At 70.1% G+C, this 16,426-nt stretch carries 20 protein-coding genes; 9 read left to right on the top strand and 11 right to left on the bottom strand.

Going from position 1 to position 16,426, the window contains the following annotated elements; translation table 11 throughout:
* Window positions 1-28: 28 nt before the first annotated feature.
* Both ACYVKA_RS06710 and ACYVKA_RS06705 read left to right on the top strand, forming a co-directional pair.
* The gene (locus ACYVKA_RS06710) at window positions 29-874 is read left to right on the top strand and encodes a glycerophosphodiester phosphodiesterase (RefSeq protein ID WP_460704031.1); all 846 of its coding nucleotides are present in this window, start codon (window positions 29-31) and stop codon (window positions 872-874) included.
* A 28-nt stretch (window positions 875-902) separates the two neighbouring features.
* Window positions 903-1,235: an RNA polymerase-binding protein RbpA gene (locus tag ACYVKA_RS06705; protein WP_460704029.1), complete on the top strand. Its 333-nt coding sequence runs from the start codon at window positions 903-905 to the stop codon at window positions 1,233-1,235.
* 97 nt (window positions 1,236-1,332) lie between these two features.
* On the opposite strand, the gene ACYVKA_RS06700 is transcribed toward ACYVKA_RS06705, so the two are convergent.
* From ACYVKA_RS06700 to ACYVKA_RS06685, 4 genes are read right to left on the bottom strand one after another with little or no spacing between them, the layout of a single operon-like run.
* Window positions 1,333-1,893: an FxsA family protein gene (locus ACYVKA_RS06700; RefSeq protein ID WP_394276163.1), complete on the bottom strand. Its 561-nt coding sequence runs from the start codon at window positions 1,891-1,893 to the stop codon at window positions 1,333-1,335.
* A gap of 2 nt (window positions 1,894-1,895) precedes the next feature.
* Window positions 1,896-2,678: a polyprenol monophosphomannose synthase gene (locus tag ACYVKA_RS06695; RefSeq protein ID WP_460704027.1), complete on the bottom strand. Its 783-nt coding sequence runs from the start codon at window positions 2,676-2,678 to the stop codon at window positions 1,896-1,898.
* Between the two features lie 54 nt (window positions 2,679-2,732).
* Entirely contained in the window at window positions 2,733-4,319 is a 1,587-nt protein-coding gene (gene lnt, locus ACYVKA_RS06690) for an apolipoprotein N-acyltransferase (protein WP_460704026.1), read from the bottom strand.
* Window positions 4,316-4,768 (bottom strand): Lrp/AsnC family transcriptional regulator, encoded by a 453-nt coding sequence (locus ACYVKA_RS06685; RefSeq protein ID WP_394276166.1) that lies wholly within the window; start codon window positions 4,766-4,768, stop codon window positions 4,316-4,318. Before ACYVKA_RS06685 ends, lnt begins: the two co-directional genes overlap by 4 nt.
* A 43-nt stretch (window positions 4,769-4,811) precedes the next feature.
* Between ACYVKA_RS06685 and ACYVKA_RS06680 the strand changes: the two genes are divergently transcribed.
* Window positions 4,812-5,753, top strand: coding sequence for a 5'-3' exonuclease (locus tag ACYVKA_RS06680; protein ID WP_394276167.1), 942 nt, complete (start codon window positions 4,812-4,814; stop codon window positions 5,751-5,753).
* On the opposite strand, the gene metW is transcribed toward ACYVKA_RS06680, so the two are convergent.
* Genes metW through ACYVKA_RS06665 form a run of 3 tightly spaced genes read right to left on the bottom strand, consistent with a single transcriptional unit; the run spans window position 5,737 to window position 8,851 of the window.
* Window positions 5,737-6,366, bottom strand: coding sequence for a methionine biosynthesis protein MetW (gene metW, locus ACYVKA_RS06675; protein WP_394276168.1), 630 nt, complete (start codon window positions 6,364-6,366; stop codon window positions 5,737-5,739). The genes ACYVKA_RS06680 and metW overlap by 17 nt on opposite strands.
* Window positions 6,366-7,553: a homoserine O-acetyltransferase MetX gene (gene metX, locus ACYVKA_RS06670; RefSeq protein WP_394276169.1), complete on the bottom strand. Its 1,188-nt coding sequence runs from the start codon at window positions 7,551-7,553 to the stop codon at window positions 6,366-6,368. Before metX ends, metW begins: the two co-directional genes overlap by 1 nt.
* Complete coding sequence (locus ACYVKA_RS06665; protein ID WP_460704024.1) at window positions 7,550-8,851, bottom strand: O-acetylhomoserine aminocarboxypropyltransferase/cysteine synthase family protein; 1,302 nt, start codon at window positions 8,849-8,851, stop codon at window positions 7,550-7,552. Before ACYVKA_RS06665 ends, metX begins: the two co-directional genes overlap by 4 nt.
* A gap of 98 nt (window positions 8,852-8,949) precedes the next feature.
* On the opposite strand from ACYVKA_RS06665, the gene ACYVKA_RS06660 reads away from it, so the two are divergent.
* Window positions 8,950-9,612 (top strand): TetR/AcrR family transcriptional regulator, encoded by a 663-nt coding sequence (locus ACYVKA_RS06660; RefSeq protein WP_460704022.1) that lies wholly within the window; start codon window positions 8,950-8,952, stop codon window positions 9,610-9,612.
* A gap of 21 nt (window positions 9,613-9,633) precedes the next feature.
* Here the strand turns inward: ACYVKA_RS06660 and ACYVKA_RS06655 are convergent, their stop codons facing one another.
* Entirely contained in the window at window positions 9,634-10,191 is a 558-nt protein-coding gene (locus tag ACYVKA_RS06655) for an SRPBCC domain-containing protein (protein ID WP_460704019.1), read from the bottom strand.
* A 68-nt stretch (window positions 10,192-10,259) separates the two neighbouring features.
* Here ACYVKA_RS06655 and ACYVKA_RS06650 point away from each other — a divergent pair, with 68 nt between their 5' ends.
* Entirely contained in the window at window positions 10,260-11,216 is a 957-nt protein-coding gene (locus ACYVKA_RS06650) for an SPFH domain-containing protein (protein ID WP_394276173.1), read from the top strand.
* Between the two features lie 71 nt (window positions 11,217-11,287).
* Window positions 11,288-11,470 (top strand): hypothetical protein, encoded by a 183-nt coding sequence (locus ACYVKA_RS06645; protein ID WP_460704017.1) that lies wholly within the window; start codon window positions 11,288-11,290, stop codon window positions 11,468-11,470.
* A 128-nt stretch (window positions 11,471-11,598) separates the two neighbouring features.
* Here ACYVKA_RS06645 and ACYVKA_RS06640 read toward each other — a convergent pair whose 3' ends face one another.
* Complete coding sequence (locus ACYVKA_RS06640) at window positions 11,599-12,267, bottom strand: GntR family transcriptional regulator (protein ID WP_460704015.1); 669 nt, start codon at window positions 12,265-12,267, stop codon at window positions 11,599-11,601.
* 81 nt (window positions 12,268-12,348) lie between these two features.
* Between ACYVKA_RS06640 and ACYVKA_RS06635 the strand changes: the two genes are divergently transcribed.
* From ACYVKA_RS06635 to ACYVKA_RS06625, 3 genes are read left to right on the top strand one after another with little or no spacing between them, the layout of a single operon-like run.
* The gene (locus ACYVKA_RS06635; RefSeq protein ID WP_460704013.1) at window positions 12,349-13,143 is read left to right on the top strand and encodes a LamB/YcsF family protein; all 795 of its coding nucleotides are present in this window, start codon (window positions 12,349-12,351) and stop codon (window positions 13,141-13,143) included.
* 8 nt (window positions 13,144-13,151) lie between these two features.
* Complete coding sequence (locus tag ACYVKA_RS06630) at window positions 13,152-13,769, top strand: 5-oxoprolinase subunit B family protein (RefSeq protein ID WP_460704059.1); 618 nt, start codon at window positions 13,152-13,154, stop codon at window positions 13,767-13,769.
* Window positions 13,766-14,650: a 5-oxoprolinase subunit C family protein gene (locus tag ACYVKA_RS06625; RefSeq protein ID WP_460704011.1), complete on the top strand. Its 885-nt coding sequence runs from the start codon at window positions 13,766-13,768 to the stop codon at window positions 14,648-14,650. Before ACYVKA_RS06630 ends, ACYVKA_RS06625 begins: the two co-directional genes overlap by 4 nt.
* A gap of 11 nt (window positions 14,651-14,661) precedes the next feature.
* Here the strand turns inward: ACYVKA_RS06625 and ACYVKA_RS06620 are convergent, their stop codons facing one another.
* On the bottom strand, window positions 14,662-15,483 hold the full coding sequence (locus ACYVKA_RS06620) for an HNH endonuclease family protein (protein WP_394276178.1): 822 nt from the start codon (window positions 15,481-15,483) through the stop codon (window positions 14,662-14,664).
* A gap of 131 nt (window positions 15,484-15,614) precedes the next feature.
* The gene (locus tag ACYVKA_RS06615) at window positions 15,615-16,421 is read right to left on the bottom strand and encodes an ABC transporter permease (RefSeq protein WP_460704009.1); all 807 of its coding nucleotides are present in this window, start codon (window positions 16,419-16,421) and stop codon (window positions 15,615-15,617) included.
* Window positions 16,422-16,426 lie beyond the last annotated feature (5 nt).

Here is a 16,426-nt window from a genome sequence, read left to right as displayed (position 1 = left end):
CGCGCAGTCGCGTGGCTAGGCTGGCCGGGTGCGAGCACGAGACCACGCCTATTTCGCCCAGCTCTTCACTGCCCTGGCCCACCGCGGCGGCGCCCTGCCTGGCGGCGACGTGAGCCGGGAGAACACGCTGGAGGCCTTCGCACGGGCCACCGAGCTGGGCTACACCCATCTGGAGACCGATGTCCACGCCACGGCGGACGGGCGCCTGGTGGCCTTCCACGACGAGGTGCTCGACCGGGTCAGCGACCGCACCGGCGCCATCGCGGAGCTTTGCCTGGCCGAGGTGCGCCGGGCGCGGATCAACGGAACACTGCAGGTGCCGACCCTGGACGAGGTGCTGGACCACTTCCCCGACAGCTTCATCAACATCGACATCAAAGCCCCCGGCGCCGTCGAACCGCTGGCGAGGATGCTGGAGGCACACCGCGCCTGGGACCGGGTCTGCGTCGGTTCCTTCGGCCAGCAGCGCCTGGCACGCTTCCGGCGTCTGTCGGCAGGACGGGCGGCGACCTCGATGGGACCACTCGGCGTGGCGGTGACGCGTCTGCCCTGGCTCAACCGATTCCTCGCCGGCCCCGGTCTCGCACTCCAGATCCCGGAGACCCATCGGATCGCGGGACGGCAGGTACGTCTGGTGACGCCACAACTGCTTGACCTAGCCCATGGACATGGCAAGGTTGTTCATGTCTGGACGGTGAACGAGGCCGACCGGATGGAGCGATTGATCGACCTGGGCGTCGACGGGATCGTCACCGACGCCGTCGACGTCCTGCGCCGGGTACTGCAGCAGCGGGGGCTGTGGCACGGGCGCCAGCCCGTGCACGACCAGGACCAGGGCCAGCACGGGGAACAAAACCAGGCCCCGATCCGTTGAGCCGAGTACCACCACGAAGGGACTGACGATGGCAGATCGAGCACTCAGAGGCATGGGCCTGGGAGCCAAGAGCTTCGAGGACGAAGAGGGCATCGAGTTCGCAGCGCGCCAGACCGTTGGCTTCGACTGCGAGAACGAGCACCACTTCGAGGTGACCTTCGCCATGGAGGCCGACCTCCCCGCGGAGTGGGAGTGCCCCCGCTGCGGCGCGAACAGCCTGCGCTCCGACGGCACCCCTCCGGAGGAGAAGGCCGTCAAGCCGGTGCGCACCCACTGGGACATGCTGCGTGAACGTCGCAGCATCGAGGAGTTGGAAGTGCTCCTGGAGGAGCGGCTGGAGATCCTGCGCAAGGACCAGTGACCCCACGCCACGAACCGCTTCGGGCCCGACACCGCACGGTGTCGGGCCCGAAGTCATTGTGCTCGCAGGCAGTGGCTGGCCGGCAGGCCAAGCCCGGTCACAGGACGGTGCCGGTGATGGCCGGGGGCTCCTGCTCGTCACCAGTGCGTCGTGGCCCGGGCTGGTGCGGAGCAGCCGTCGCGCCACCGGCGTCGACCACTTCCCCATCGATGGTCATGCCGGGCTCCTGCCGGGCCCGGGCCAGGCCCATCTCCAGACCGGTACGCGCCACCTGGCGGGCGGCGAAGACACCGACCAGGCGACGCCCCAGGGGCCGGGTGAAGGGCAACAGGAAGACGAAACCGACGATGTCGGTGGCGAAACCGGGCAGCATCAGCAGCAGACCACCCACCAGCACCAGGGCGGCGTCGGTGAGCTCGGTGGCCGGCATCCTGCCGCTGCCGATGGTCTCGCCCAGCGCCTTCCAGGCCCGGGAACCCTCCCGGCGCATCAGCCAGGCGCCGATGGCGGCCTCGGCGACGAGCAGGGCGATGGTCGGCAGGCCCCCGATGGCCCGGCCAACCCGCAACAGGATCCACACCTCGAGCAGCGGGACGCCGATCACCAAGGCCGCCAGCAGCGGCCCCGCCCACGAGTTGCGTCGACGAGCCGGGGCCATGCTCAGCCCTTCCCGACCTTGTCGGCCAGGCGCCGTGCGGCGCCGGCCACCTGCTGGGCGCGGTACTCCACGCCCCACAGCGTGGTGCGGATCAGCGCCTCGGTGACGATGTCCTTGCTCATCTTCGACTCACCGCGCTCACGCTCGATGAACTGGATCGGCACCTCGGCGATCTTCAGTCCGGCGCGGTCGACACGCCAGGCGAGGTCGAGCTGGAAGCAGTAACCGGCGCTGGCGATCTCGTCCAGGTTGATGGTGCGCAGCGTCGAGGCGCGGAAAGCGTTGAAGCCGCCGGTGATGTCCTTGACGTCCATACCGGTGCACAGGCGCGTCCAGATCGACCCGCCACGGCTGATCAGCAGGCGGCTGGCCGGCCAGTTCACCACCGAGCCGCCCTTGACATAGCGCGAGCCCTTGACCATGTCGGCATCCTCCAGGGCGGCCAGGATGGCGGGCAGCTGCTCGGGCTGGTGGGAGCCGTCGGCGTCCTGCTCGACCAGCACGTTGTAGCCGCGGTCCAGTCCCCAGTGGAAACCGGCCAGGTAGGCAGCACCCAGCCCCTGCTTGCCCTTGCGGTGCAGGACGTGCACGTGCTCCGGGTGTGCCTCGTGCAGGCGGTCGGCGATCGCACCGGTGCCGTCGGGAGAGTTGTCGTCGGCCACCAGCACGTGCGCGTCCGGCACTGCGGCGCGCAGCCTGGTGACGATGGGCTCGATGTTCTCGGCCTCGTTGTAGGTCGGGATGACGACCAGGACCTTGTCCGTCGGCTCGCTGCGATCAACCATGTCTTGTCCCCCATCGGGTGCCCGGGGCGCACTCCTGTGCGCGGTCAGGCCAGTCTAGCCAGTGGCCCGGCCACGCCTCCGGGGGCTCCACCCCAATCCCGCAAGGGCCGATGCCGCTGCCAAGGCAGCCGCCACGGCCTCCAACGGCCCCGCCAGGCGCATCGCCGGGGTCAGTCCCTGACGCATCGGCACCGTGAAGGTCTGGGCCGCCGCGGTGCGCGGCACGGTCAGTCCCTCGACGCTGCCATCGGGCAGCACCAGCCCGGAATAGGAATTGGTGGTCGCCACCACCACCTCGCGTCGCATCTCCATCGCCCGCGCCCGGGTGATCGTGTACTGCTGGCGCGGCTGGGCGGTGCCGGTGTAGGTGCCCAGGTTCGACTGCGAGACCAGCACCTGGGCACCGTGGCGCACCGTGTCGTGAACGGTACGGTCCCAGGCCAGCTCGAAGCAGACCACGTCTCCCAGCACGAGGGGCCGGCCGTCGGGCAGCTCGACGGCCATCACGCCGGGGGTGGTGCCCGGCACGGACTGGGCACCGACCTGCTCCAGCACCGGCAGCACCGGCAACAGCTGGCGGCGCAGCGGAATCCACTCACCGAAGGGGACCAGGTTGCGCTTGTCGTAGCGGGCCTCCATCCGACCCTCGGGTGTCCACCACAGGGCGCTGGTCTGGCGCTCGTCCTCCCCGGGGCCGGCCATCACCGCCCCCACCAGGATCGGACGCCCAGCCACCGAGGAGGCCCGGGTGATCAGCTCACGGGTCTGCGCGTCCCGGGTGGGGTCGACGTCGGTGGAGTTCTCCGGCCACAGCACGAAGTCGGGCACCGGGTCGATCCCGGCTCGGGAGCGCGCCATCAGCGCCACCGTCTGGCTGACGTGGTTGTCGGTCACCGATCGGGCATAGCCCATCGCCTCGGGTCCGCCGGATCCGTCGAGGTTGCCCTGCACCATCCCGACGTGCACCGGGGCCGTTGCGACGACCTCACCGGGGGCGACGCGCCCGCCGGCGCCGGAGGCCAGCAACAGGCTCGCCGTCAGTGCGAGCCACGACAGGATCGGAAGCGCTCGGGGGTGGCGCGAGGCCACCAGGCCCAGCAGTGAGCCCAACAGCGCCGTGGCCCAGCCCAGTCCGGCGACACCGGCCAGGGGCAGCAGCCCGGACAGCGGCGAGTCCACCATGGCATATCCCAGGCGCAGCCAGCCGAAGCCCCCGAAGGGGATGCGGGCGGCGCCGTACTCCACCAGTGACCAGGCACAGGCCGTCACGCCCGCGAGCAGCCACGGGGAACGGGTCCACCGATGGGTGGTGTGCACGACCAGCGCGAGCAGGGCTGTCCAGCAGGCCATCAGGGCCAGCAGTGGCGGCATGACGTACCAGCCGATGGCGTACACCCAGCTGAGGGCCACCACTCCCTGTCCCAGGCCGGCCCACCAGCCCAGGGCCGCGGCGCTGCGCAGCGGCTGGCGCGGCTCCAGCGACACCAGCAGGCGACACAGGAAGGCCAGCCCCAGCAGGGTCGCCGGCCACAGCAGTGCCGACTGCCAACCCATGGCGAGCACCGCCCCAGAGGTCAGGAACTGTGCGCGCTGCACCCAGCGGGTGCGGGCCGTCATCGGGGTGCTGCTGACTGTGCTCACTCTCCGCTGGGCTCCAGTACCTGGCGGTCCCGGAAGATCGTGGTGAGCACGATGGTCGTCTGGGTGGTGACATTGGCCGTCATGCGGATGCGGGTCAGCAGCGCGTCCAGCTCGGCCGGGGTGCCCACCTGGGCCTCGATCAGGTAGGAGGCGTCTCCGGCGACCGAGAAGCACGACAGGATCTCGGGCATGGCGTCGAGCAGCCCCGGCACCTCCTCGTCCTGCTCCGGCACCAGGGGCCGGATGGAGATGAAGGCCGTGAGCGTGCGTCCCAGCGTCTCCGGGTTCACCACGGCTCGGTAGCCCGAGATGATCCCCCGCTGTTCCAGCCGCCTGACCCGCTGCTGTGCCGCCGAGGTGGACAGTCCCGTCTCCCGCCCGATGTCGGTGTAGGAGATCCGTCCATCTGCCGCAAGGAGCGCCAAGATCTTCTGGTCAGTGCTTTCCATGGGCACATCGTGACACTATTTTGCGGTGCCAGAGGAACAACTCATGATTTTTGACACGGCGTCGATGTATTTCCGCGCCTTCCACGGTCTTCCGTCCAGCTTGCGATCCCCCCAGGGAGAGCCGGTCAATGCCGTGCGTGGGCTGCTGGATGCGATGGCAAGGCTCGTCGAGCAGTACCGGCCCAGCCACCTGGCCTGTGCCTGGGACGACGACTGGCGCCCCCAGTGGCGCGTCGACCTGGTGCCCAGCTACAAGACCCACCGCCTCGCGGCCGCCACACCCGGTCCCGACGGGAGCTCTGAGGAGGCCCCCGAGGAGCTGTCGACACAGGTGCCGGTGATCCGGGAGGTGCTGGCGGCACTGGGCATCGCCGTCGTGGGCGTCGCCGAGCACGAGGCCGACGACGTGATCGGCTCGCTCACGGCCCAGTTCGCCGGGCAGAGCCTGGCCGTGACCGGTGACCGGGACCTCTTCCAGCTCGCCACTGGCGGCACCCGCGTGGTCTACATCGGCAAGGGCGTCGCCAAGCACGACCTGGTCGATTCCGACTGGGTGCTGGCCAAGCAGGGCGTGCCGGCCGAGCGCTATGTGGACCATGCCGTGCTGCGCGGTGACCCCTCCGACGGGCTGCCCGGCGTCAAGGGCATCGGCGAGAGGACCGCGGCGCGGCTGGTGGGCAACCATCCGAGCCTGGAGGCGATGGTGCAGGCAGCCCGAGACCAGGACCCGTCGATGGCCGCCGGGCTGCGTTCCCGGCTGCTGGGGGCCGAGGACTACCTTGCGCCGGCGCGCACCGTGGTGGAGGTGGTGCGCGACCTGGAGCTGGACTGCCTGCGCGACGAGGCCCGTGTGCTGCGCATCGACGCGTCCGCGCGCGACGAGGCCGCCCTGGAGGCGCTGGTCGAGCGATGGGGCATCGGCAGTTCGGTGGGCCGGATGGTCGCGGCGCTCGACCTGGCCCAGGGTTTCAGCGGGGGCCGGTGAGGACGTAGACCGCTGCCGCGGCTGCCAGGTTCGCGAAGCGGTCGATGCCGTGGGCCGCGCGTCCCGACTCGTCGAGCGCGATCCTCTGCTCGACGTGCAGCCCGCAGACGTCGAAGAGGTCCTCCAGGTCTGACAGTGTGGTGTAGCGCAGGTTCGGCGAGTCGTACCAGGTGTAGGGCAGGTCGCGGCTCTGCGGCATCCGTCCGGTGAGCAGCCTCAGCCGGTGGCGCCACAGGCCGAAGTTCGGCATCGAGACCACCAGTCGGGGCGCGATTCTGGACATCTCGGCCAGCAGGTGCTCGGGGTGCCGCACTGCCTGCAGGGTCCGGCTGAGCACCACGACGTCATAGGAATCGTCGTCGAACTGGTCCAGCTGGGTGTCGAGGTCGAGCTCGATGACGCTGACCCCCCGCCAGATGGCTTTGAGGACCTCCTCGGGATCGTTCTCGACGCCGGTGCCCCGGCACTGCTGGGTGCGGGCCAGGACGTCGAGCAGTTCTCCCGAGCCGCAGCCCAGGTCGAGGACGCGCGAGCCGTCGGGCACCAGTGAGGCGACCAGCGCCAGGTCGGGGCGCAGGGCGGTGGCGCCGTGGCTTCGGTGCTGGCTGGTCATCACTGCTCCTGGGGGGTGACGCGGCGGTGGGCGTGCGGGTGGGTGGCGGACTCGCACTCGAGGAAGGCCCGCACCGTCTGCAGGTAGGGCTCCACCTCGAGCAGGAAGGAGTCGTGGCCCCACGGGGCGCTGATGTCGCGGAAGGTGACCGGTAGTCCCCCGTGCTCGAGTTCGCGCACGATGCGGCGGGAGTGCTCGGTGGAGAAGCGCCAGTCGGTGTCGAAGCTCACCACCAGGTAGCTGACCGGGTGCTGTTGCACCGCCGAGAGAGCGTGGGGTCGGCTGAAGGGGTCAAAGTAGTCCATCACCCGGGTGAGGTAGAGGTAGCTGAGCGCGTCGAAGCGGCTCAGGAAGGCCTGCCCCTGGTGCTGCAGGTAGCTCTCGACGGCGAAATCGACGCCGAAGCCCCGCTGGCTGTCCTCGAACTGGGGGCGTCGTCCGAACTTGGTCTGGAAGCCCTCCTCCGAGGTGTAGGTGATGTGGGCCATCATGCGGGCGATGGCCAGCCCGACGTCGGGGCTGGTGTCGTGGTCGAGGAAGCGTCCGTCGTGGAAGTCCTCGTCGCGCATGATGGCGGCGCGACCGACGGCGGAGAAGGCGATGTTCTGTGCGGTGAGCCGGCTGGTGGAGGCGATCACGGCCGCATTGCACATCTCGGTGGGGTACTTCAGTGACCAGTCCAGCGCCTGCATACCGCCCATGGAGCCCCCGACCACGGCATGCCACCGGTTGACGCCCAGGTGGCGTCCGAGCGCGCGGTGCACTTCGACGAAGTCGCCGATGTCGAGCAGCGGGAAGTCCAGGCCCCAGGCGCGCCCGGTGGCGGGATTGGTGGAGCTGGGGCCGGTGGTTCCCGAACAGCCACCCAGCAGGTTGCTGCACACCACGAACCAGCGGTCGGTGTCGATCGGCTTGCCGGGGCCGATCATGGTGTCCCACCAGCCCGGATGGCGGTCCCCTTCGTGCCAGCCGGCGGCGTGGGCGTCACCGGTGAGCGCGTGGCAGATGTAGACGCCGTTGTCGCCTGCCTCGTTGAGCTGGCCGTAGGTCTCGTAGGCGACGGTGATGTCGCCCATCGTCTGGCCGGAGACCATGCGCAGGGCTTCGGTGGTGAACAGCCGCGCCGATCGCGTCTGGACGTGGCCAAGCCCCTCGGGTCTCGCACCGGGTCGTGCGGCAGCGCTCACCGGCACTGCTCCAGTGCCTGGTCGAGGTCTGCCACCAGGTCGTCGACATTCTCGATGCCGACGCTCAGCCGCACCATCTCCGGCGGCACGCCGGCCGCCTCGAGCTCCTCGGTGGTCAGCTGGGAATGGGTGGTGGTGGCGTTGTGGATCACCAGGCTCTTGGTGTCGCCGATGTTGGCCAGGTGGCTGAACAGCTGCACGGCCTCGACGAAGCGCCCTCCCGCCTCACGGCCGGCCTTCAGGCCGAAGCTGACGATGCCGCCATGGCCCTTGCCGGTGAGGACGCGTTCGGCGGTGGCGTGGTGCGGGCTCGACTCCAACCCCGGGTAGTTCACCCAGGCGACGTCGGGATGCTGCTCCAGGTGGCCGGCGATGGCCAGGGCATTGCTGCTGTGGCGCTCCATGCGCAGGTGCAGCGTCTCCATGCCCTGCAGGAAGAGCCAGGCGCTGTGCGGCGAAAGGGTGGCTCCGGTGTTGCGCAGCATCACGGTGCGGGCCCGGGTGATGAAGGCGGCGGGCCCGGCGGCCTCGGTCCACACCACCTCGTGGTAGGCGTGGTCGGGGCCGGTCAGGTTCGTGAAGCGCTCGGAATGGGCATTCCAGTCGAAGCTGCCCGCGTCGACGATCACGCCGCCGATCGCGGTCCCGTGACCGCCCAGGTACTTGGTGGCCGAGTGCACCACGATGTCCGCACCGTGCTCGAAGGGCCGGCACAGGTAGGGGCTCGGCACGGTGTTGTCGACCACCAGCGGCAGGCCATGGCCGTGGGCCGCCTGGCTCCACGCGTCCAGGTCCACCACGTTGAGGCTGGGATTGCCCATCGACTCGCAGAAGACCAGGCGGGTGCGCTCGTCGACGGCCGCATCGAGCACAGCAGGGTCGGCCGGGTCGACGAAACGTGTCTCAATGCCGAACTGCGGCAGCGTGTGGGCGAACAGGGCGAAGGTCCCTCCGTAAAGGGTGGAGGTGGCGACGATGTTGTCGCCGGCACCGGCCAGGTTCAGCACCGCATAGGTGACCGCCGCCGCGCCAGAGGCGGTGGCGAGGGCGCCGATGCCGCCCTCGAGGGCCGTGATCCGCTCCTCGAAGACCGCCGTGGTGGGGTTCATGATGCGGCCGTAGATGTTGCCGGGCTCCTCCAGCGAGAACAGGCTCGCGGCATGGGCCGTGGAGTCGAAGGTGAAGCCGGCCGACAGGTACAGCGGCACCGCGCGAGCCTTCGTCGTCGGGTCGGAGTGTTCCTGGCCAGCATGGACGGCGAGGGTCTCGGGGGCCAGGGATTCAGGCGTCGAGGTCACGAAAGGCTCCTTGGAAGGGGTTTTGCCCTCAGGCTAACGGGCTTGTCACCTTGGCCCGGGCGCGGCCGCAATGGTGAGATGACCGCTAGGCTCCCCCTGTGACCCCACGTCCCCTGCGTGAAGCCTCCGACCTGCTGTTGACCGCCCGCGGTCGCATTGACGGCCGCAGTGCCCGAAAGATCGAGACGCGGCGCCGGATCATCGCTGCAGCCACCGACCTGTTCGCCGAGCAGGGCTACACCGGCACCTCGATGGACCAGATCGCCGACACCGCCGGGGTGAGCAAGGGCACCATCTTCTACAACTTCCGCTCCAAGCCCGACCTGTTCGCCCAGCTGGTGCGTGAGGCCGCCGAAGCAATCGCCGGGGCCATCCAGCAGGCCCGCACCGGCCACCACGGCTGGGAGGCCCTCGACGCGGCGACGCTCGCCGTGCTGGAGGCCGCCGACCGCTCCCCCGGCCCCGTCCAGATCATGCTGACCGAACTCTTCCGCGCCCAGCGCCCGTGGGCCAGCAGCCTGCGGGCCTCCCGCGAAGCGATGCTGACACCCCTGGTGGAGATCTTCGACGAGATGGCCGAGGACCGCGTCGCGGCCCAGGGCGGCACACTGCTGCAGCCCGAGGACCGGGTGAACGTGGCCATGTCGGTGCTGGGGGCGCTGGTGGTGGCAGCGCTGGACCGGCGCGCCTACACCCCCGATCGTCCCCTGGCGAGCGTTCACCAGGTGCTGATGCACTCCTTGGGCGGCCTCAACAGCTGATCCGGCCCCGGCCGGCAGCGCTCAATCCCGCTGCTCCTGCTGCTGTTGCTCCTCGGTGAACCTCTCCGCGAAGTCAGCGGCATAGGCCTCTCGCAGCTCCTCCCACCCGTGGTCCAGGGCGTCCTGCCCGACACAGCGGGGCGTGTCAATGCCCTGCAGCTGGCGTCGCAGGACGGTCAGGCACAGGTGCCAGCCCGCGGCCACCTGTGCGGCCATCGAGGACTCCGACAACTCGTGGACCAGGTGGAGCTGGGTCTGCTCACCGCTGGGCGCCAACTGCCAGGTCAGCGCCTCAGCACCCCAGCGGTGCTCCAGGAACCAGGGAGCCCGCACCTCGGTGACGGTGGCGTCGACCCACTGGTCCTGCTCACGCTCCCGGCACCGATTGGTACCGGCCACGTCCAGCCCGTGCTCGGGCACCACCGGGGACCAGCCGGCCAGCAGGGACGGGTCGACCAGGTGGCGCCAGACCACTTCCTGGCCCCCATCAAGGGCGATGGTCAGGGTCACCACCTGGTTGCGGTAGCGGGCAGGGGTCAGGTGGTCGCGCGCATCATCGGCAAGCGGGGTGGCGGTCATGGCCCAATTCCACCACACCCCGGCCGCGATCCCACCGCACAGGACCCGTAGTCCACTAGGCTCGCGGCATGTTCTTCTTTGCCGTGATCCTCCTGCTCATCGGCGTGGCCTGTCTCCTCGCCGCCCGCGCGATGCCCGCCACCGCCACCATCACCCAACCCGGCAAGGACGGGACCAAGAAGGCGTCCACCACCTCGCCCCGCCGCACGGCACGAGGCGCCGGCGTGGCCAGCATCGTGCTGGGCCTGCTGGCCGCCGCCGCCGCCTGCACCACCCTGGTGCCCACCCAGCAGGTGGGCATCCGGGTGGCCTTCGGTCGCCCCGTCGGGACCCTCAACAACGGCCTGCACCCCAAGCTCCCCTGGGAACGCGTGGAGCTCATGGACGGCACCGTCCAGATCGACGACAACTTGGGCGACAAGCGCACCGAGATCCGACTGGGCAACCAGTCGGTGGCCTATGTGCAGAATGCGGTGCGCTGGCGCATCCGTTCCGACGCCGCCGACCGCCTCTACCGCGACCACAAGACCTTCGACCGCATCGGTCCGGCCCTGCAGGAGCAGGAGCTCTCCGCGGCACTGAACGAGGCCTTCAAGGACTACAATCCGCTCGCCACCGCGACCGGTGATGCCGAGAGCCTGGACTCGATCGCCGACCAGGTCAAGACCCGTTTGGAGTCCAAGATCGGTGACCGCCTGGTGATCGACTCGGTCATCATCCCCAAGGTCGACTTCGACACCCAGACCCAGTCGCGCATCGACGCCTACCAGACCGAGGTGGGCAACACCCGCATCGCCGAACAGCGCAAGAAGACCGCCACCGCCGAGGCGGCAGCCAACAAGGAGCTCGCGGCCTCGGTCAGCAAGGATCCCAATGTGTTGGTCAGCAAGTGCATGGACCAGATGGCCGAGATGGTGCAGAAGGGCCAGCAGATCCCCGTCGGTTTCAGTTGCTGGCCGGCCAGCAATGCCAATGGCGTGATCGTGGACACCAGCGCCCCCAGTGCTGCCCCGACCAAGCGGTAGCAGCCACCCCGACCGGGCGGCCCTGTCCACGCGGTGGTTGTCCGGCGTGGCGGGTGCACTAGGCTCCCCGGGTGGACGACGACCGCTGCCAAGGCATCACCCAGGACGGCCTCCAGTGCCGCCGCTCCGGCAACCCCTGGTGCTACCAGCACCGGCCGCCGGCCGACTCGATGAATTTCGATGCGCGCCAGGAACGCGACGAGAACGAGGACCAGGACGCGCTGTTCGCTCCGCCCACCCGGCCGCAGCACTGAGGCCGGCTCGCCATGGGCGGTGATGGCCTCGCGCACCACCACCGAACCGCGGCTTTCGTTGAACGATCGTGCCCGGGGCCGGGGCCCAGCGGCACCCAGACTCAACTGCGCTGCGGGAGAGCCTTTGGTCAGTCGCGCGCGAGCAGCGTCTCCGCACGCAGCAGATAGCTCTCCAGCACCGCCCGCGCCCGCCCCACCTGGCCGTCCTCCAGCAACAGGGTGATGCGCTCGTTGTCGTCCACGAAGCCCTGGTGGATGGCTTGCGGATTGCCCAGGGCGAGCAAGCGCAGCCGGGTCTGGCCCACCAGCACCGCCAGCAGCCGTTCGGCCACCGGATTGCCACCCAAGCTGCCCAAGGCCAGGTGGAAGGCCGCATTGGCGGTGCCGACGGCCATCCACTCGTCGCAGGCCTGAGCCTCTCGCGCCAGCTCCAGCTGGCCGCGCATCTGCTGAAGGGCGGCTTCTTCGGCCGGGCTCCACGGCTGGGCGGGCGAGGTGCGTCGCGCCATCAGCTCGTCCAGTGCCCCCAGCTCCAACTGGCGGCGCACGGCATAGACGTGGCGGGCCTGCGGTGCGTCGATGGTGGCCACGAAGACTCCACGATGGGTGCGGTGCTCCACCAGCCCCTCGTGTGACAGCAGCCGGAAGGCCTCTCGCAGGGTGTTGCGGCTGACGGCGAGATGCGCGCACAGGGTGACCTCGTCGAGCCGCTGCCCCGGGGCCACCCCACCGCCCAGGACGTGGGAACGCAGCTGGTCTGCCAGCGCTTCCGCCGCGAGGACCGGGGCCTGGTTCACAGGGTGACGATGCACTGCAGACTCCCTCGGATTGCGCCCTCGCCCTTGACAGGGGCATGGATTGTTCAACAATCTTGGCGCATGTCCCTGCCATCCGAGAACACCGCGACCACGGTCGACCTCAATGCCGACATGGGTGAGTCCTTCGGCGCCTGGACGATGGGTGATGACCGCGCCCTGCTCGACGTGGTCACCAGTGCCAACATCGCTTGCGGCTTCCATGCCGGTGACCCCACCGTGCTCGCCCGGACCTGCCGGATGGCCGCCGAGAGGGGTGTGGGCATCGGCGCCCACGTCTCCTACCGCGACCTGGCCGGATTCGGCCGCAGCTTCATCGATCTGCCGCCCGCCCAGCTGCGCGACGAACTGGTCTACCAGCTGGCGGCCATCACCGGAGTGGCCGCCACCGTCGGCGCCCACGTGGGCTACGCCAAGCCGCACGGCGCCCTGTACAACGCCATCGTGCACCACCAGGCCCAGGCCGAGGCCGTCGTCGAGGCCTTGGTGACCATCAACAAGACCCTCGACAGGCCCTTGGCCCTGTTGGGGCTGCCCGGCGCCTTGGTACTCGACCTGGCCGAACAGGCAGGGCTGCGCGCGGTACGCGAGGCCTTCGCCGATCGTGCCTACACCGCCGAGGGCACTCTGGTCTCGCGCCGCCAGGAGGGGGCCGTGCTGCACGATGCCGACGAGGTGGCCCGACGGATGGTGCAGCTGGTGCGTACCGGCTCGGTCACCTCGATCGACGGCCAGCCGGTGCAGGTGCAGGCCGACTCGATCTGCGTCCATGGCGACTCCCCCGGCGCCGTCGCCATGGCGAAGGCCGTGCGCGAGGCCCTGGAGGCCGACGGCATCGCGCTGCGGTCCTTCGCATGAGCGACCAGGTGCGGCTGCTGGCCGCCGGCCGCAGGGCCCTGCTGGTGGAGACCGCCACCCCCGAGTTGCGGCGTCGCCTGCACCAGGCCCTGACGTCGACTCCACCGGACGGTCTGGTCGAGCTGGTGCCAGCCGCACGCACCGTGCTGGTGAGCTGCGCCGAGGAGTCCGACCTGGCTGCCGCGGCAGCCCACGTCAGGGCCTTGGTCGACGCGGGGCTCCAGCAGGTGGCACACGAGTCGGTCGAGCCGACCGTGATCGAGGTGCGCTACGACGGCGAGGACCTGGAGCAGGTCGCAGAGCTCGTCGGGATCACCCCTGAGGAGGTCATTGCCAGGCACACCGGCCAGCTGTGGACGGTTGACTTCGCCGGCTTCATGCCGGGTTTCGGCTACCTGACCGGGGAGCAGGGTGGGCTCACCGTGCCGCGCCTGGGCAGCCCCCGCACCCGGATTCCACCGGGCAGCGTCGCCCTGGCCGACGACTTCACCGGCATCTACCCGCAGGCCTCCCCCGGAGGCTGGCAGCTGATTGGCACCACCGAGGCCGAGCTGTGGCGCACCGACCGCACTCCCCCGGCGCTGCTCGTGCCCGGGGCCGTCATCCAGTTCGTGGAGGTCCGATGACAACCCTCGAAGTGGTCGCACCCGGCCTTCGCACCCTCGTCCAGGACGCCGGACGTCCCGGTCTGGCGGCCCTGGGCATCAGTGCCTGCGGGGCCTGGGACCGCGCCGCGCACGAGCTGGGCAACCGACTGGTGGGCAACAGCCGTCAGGCGGCCTCACTCGAGGTGCTGCTGGGTGGCCTGCAGGTGCGCGTGCACGGGGGGGACCTGCTGGTCGCCGTGACCGGCGCCGAGGGGCCGCTGAGCGTGGACCGTCGTCCCGCGGCGCTCTTCTCCCCCGTCCTCGTGCACGACGGCCAGGTCATCGAGCTCGGGCAGGTGACCCGGGGACTTCGTCGTTATCTGTCGGTGCGCGGAGGCATCGAGGGTGACCGGGACTTCGGTTCCTTGGCCAGCGACCCCACCCGCGGCCTCGGACTGCCCGTGGTCAAGACCGGTGACGAGCTGGCCGTCGGCCAGGCGCAAGGCCGGGTTCTGGGCTCAGGCGAGATGGGGGGCGTGGTCAGCCACCTGCGCGAGGAACTGAGCCTGCGCGCCGTCTGGGGTCCGCGCGACGACTGGTTCTCGACAGCGGGACGCCAGTCCTTCGTCGACCAGCTCTGGCAGGTCACCGACCAGGCCGACCGCGTCGGCTCCCGACTGGCCGGTGAGCCGCTGGAGCGTGAGGTGGCCGGGGAGCTCGCCAGCGAGGCCACCGTGCGTGGCGCGGTACAGGTTCCTGCCTCGGGCCTGCCGGTGGTCTTCGGCCCGGACCACCCCACCACGGGTGGCTATCCGGTGATCTGCGTGGTCGACGGCCCCGATGCCGACCTGCTCTCGCAGGCGGTGCCCGGCCAGAAGGTGCGCTTCCTGGTCAGCAAGCCGCGCGTCCACCTCGGCTGAACCGCCGCGCGTCAGCGACAGGTGTCCAGGCCCCGCGCCAACATGTCCTTGTCGGCCTGGGAGACCCAGGCACCGTAGCGGTGCGCCACCTCCACGTAGCGGGCCGAGTAGTCGCACCACGACGCCCGGTTCGGCGGCATCCACGCCGCAGGCGTGCGGTCCCCCTTGGAGGCATTGGTGGACCCGTCGACGGCCAGCAGGTTCAGCGGGTCGTTCGCCGCCCGACGTCGTGTCTGGTCGTCCCAGCGCTGGGCCCCGTGCTGCCACAGGGCGGACAGGGCATAGACGTGGTCGATCTGCACCTTCCACGCCTGGTCCTTGGTGAAGGTGATCGTCTTGCCGGTGTAGGGGTCGTCCAGGGTGCCGGTGAGCACCACGCAGTCCTTCGCACCGGGGCGGGTGGTGATGCCCGTGAGGTCGCGGTGCAGCACGTCATTGCGGGTGTCGCAGCCATTGCGGTCGACGTCGGCCCAGCGCGGGCCGAACTCGTCGCGGCTGTATCCGGTCTTGGGGGCGCGCCCCTTGACCGGGAGCGTGGGCAAGTGGTCCTTGGCGGCCGTCACCAGCTGCGGGTCCCTGATGGTGACGGTGGACGAGGCTGACGGGCGGGGGCTCGCCGGCGCCAGGCTCGATGCCGTCGTCGAGGGCGTCACGATCGGCGGATTCAGCGTCGGACCGCTGGTTGTGGAGGCAGTGGCAGAGGGGCGCGGTGCAGGGTGGAGGGTGATCACCGGTGCAGGGCTCGGATCGGCCTGGACAGTGGGGATCGGCTGACAGCCGACGCTCACCAGCGCCACCGCTGCGGTGAACCCGACCAGCACCGAGCGCCTCATTACCTGCACCTGTGGTCACACTCCCCCGGACCCATCGGCCCTCGTCATCGCGTCCTGTCCGGGCTCGGACAGCGCGGACGAGCCTAGCGCGGCCGTCAGGCGTCGGGTCGGGACAGGTGGCTAGCCACGGGTCAGCTGGTGATGTCCTTGCCCGCGAAGCGTGCCCAGGCGGCAGAGGCGAAGACGGCGATGTAGACCAGTGCCACCAGCGAACCGGTGGCCATCGTCTCGGTGTGGATGGGGCTGCGCATCACGTCACCGAAGGCATTCCACCGGTCGACCAGCAGGTAGGGGTGCAGCCAGGAGACCTGGGGGATGCCGTCGAGGATCCACATCATCGTCGTGAGCAGCGTGGTGGAGATCATCGCGGCGATCGGTTGCTCGGTGAGCGTCGAGATGAACAGACCGATCGCGGCCAGCGCGGACAGCTGCAGCACCAGGTAGGCCACCCCGATCCCGAGCCTTCCCAGGGCCGCGCCGATGCCCATGGTCCCGCCGGACAGGGTGGTGACCGGGCCCAGGCCGAAGAGCAAGCCACCGGTCACCAGCCCCGCCAGCACGATCGCGAGCACGCCGATGGCCGCACCGATCACCAGGGACAGGTACTTCACGGCGAGCAGCCGGGTGCGCCCCGCAGGCACCAGCAGCTGGTAGCGCAGGGTTCCCTGGTTGGCCTCCCCCGCAATCGCATCTCCGGACAGGGTGGCCACGGCCAGGGGCAGGAAGAGGGTCAGCTCCACCGCCAGGGCCGCCAGCGCGACGAAGAACCCGTTGCCCGCGATCGATGACAGGAAGTCGGGCCCCCGGCCCGGGTGGGGCCGGGTGGAGACGCGCACGGCGAAGGCCATCACGACCGGCACGGCGGCGAGGACGAGCAGGCCCGCCTGGTTGCGGCGCCGGCCGCCGATCAGGCGCATCTCACTGGCCAGCAGCCTCATGAAGG

Source organism: Luteococcus sediminum (genome assembly GCF_054783495.1).
The sequence above is the reverse complement of the archived record's forward strand: the minus strand, read 5'-3'. Positions and strand labels throughout refer to the sequence as shown.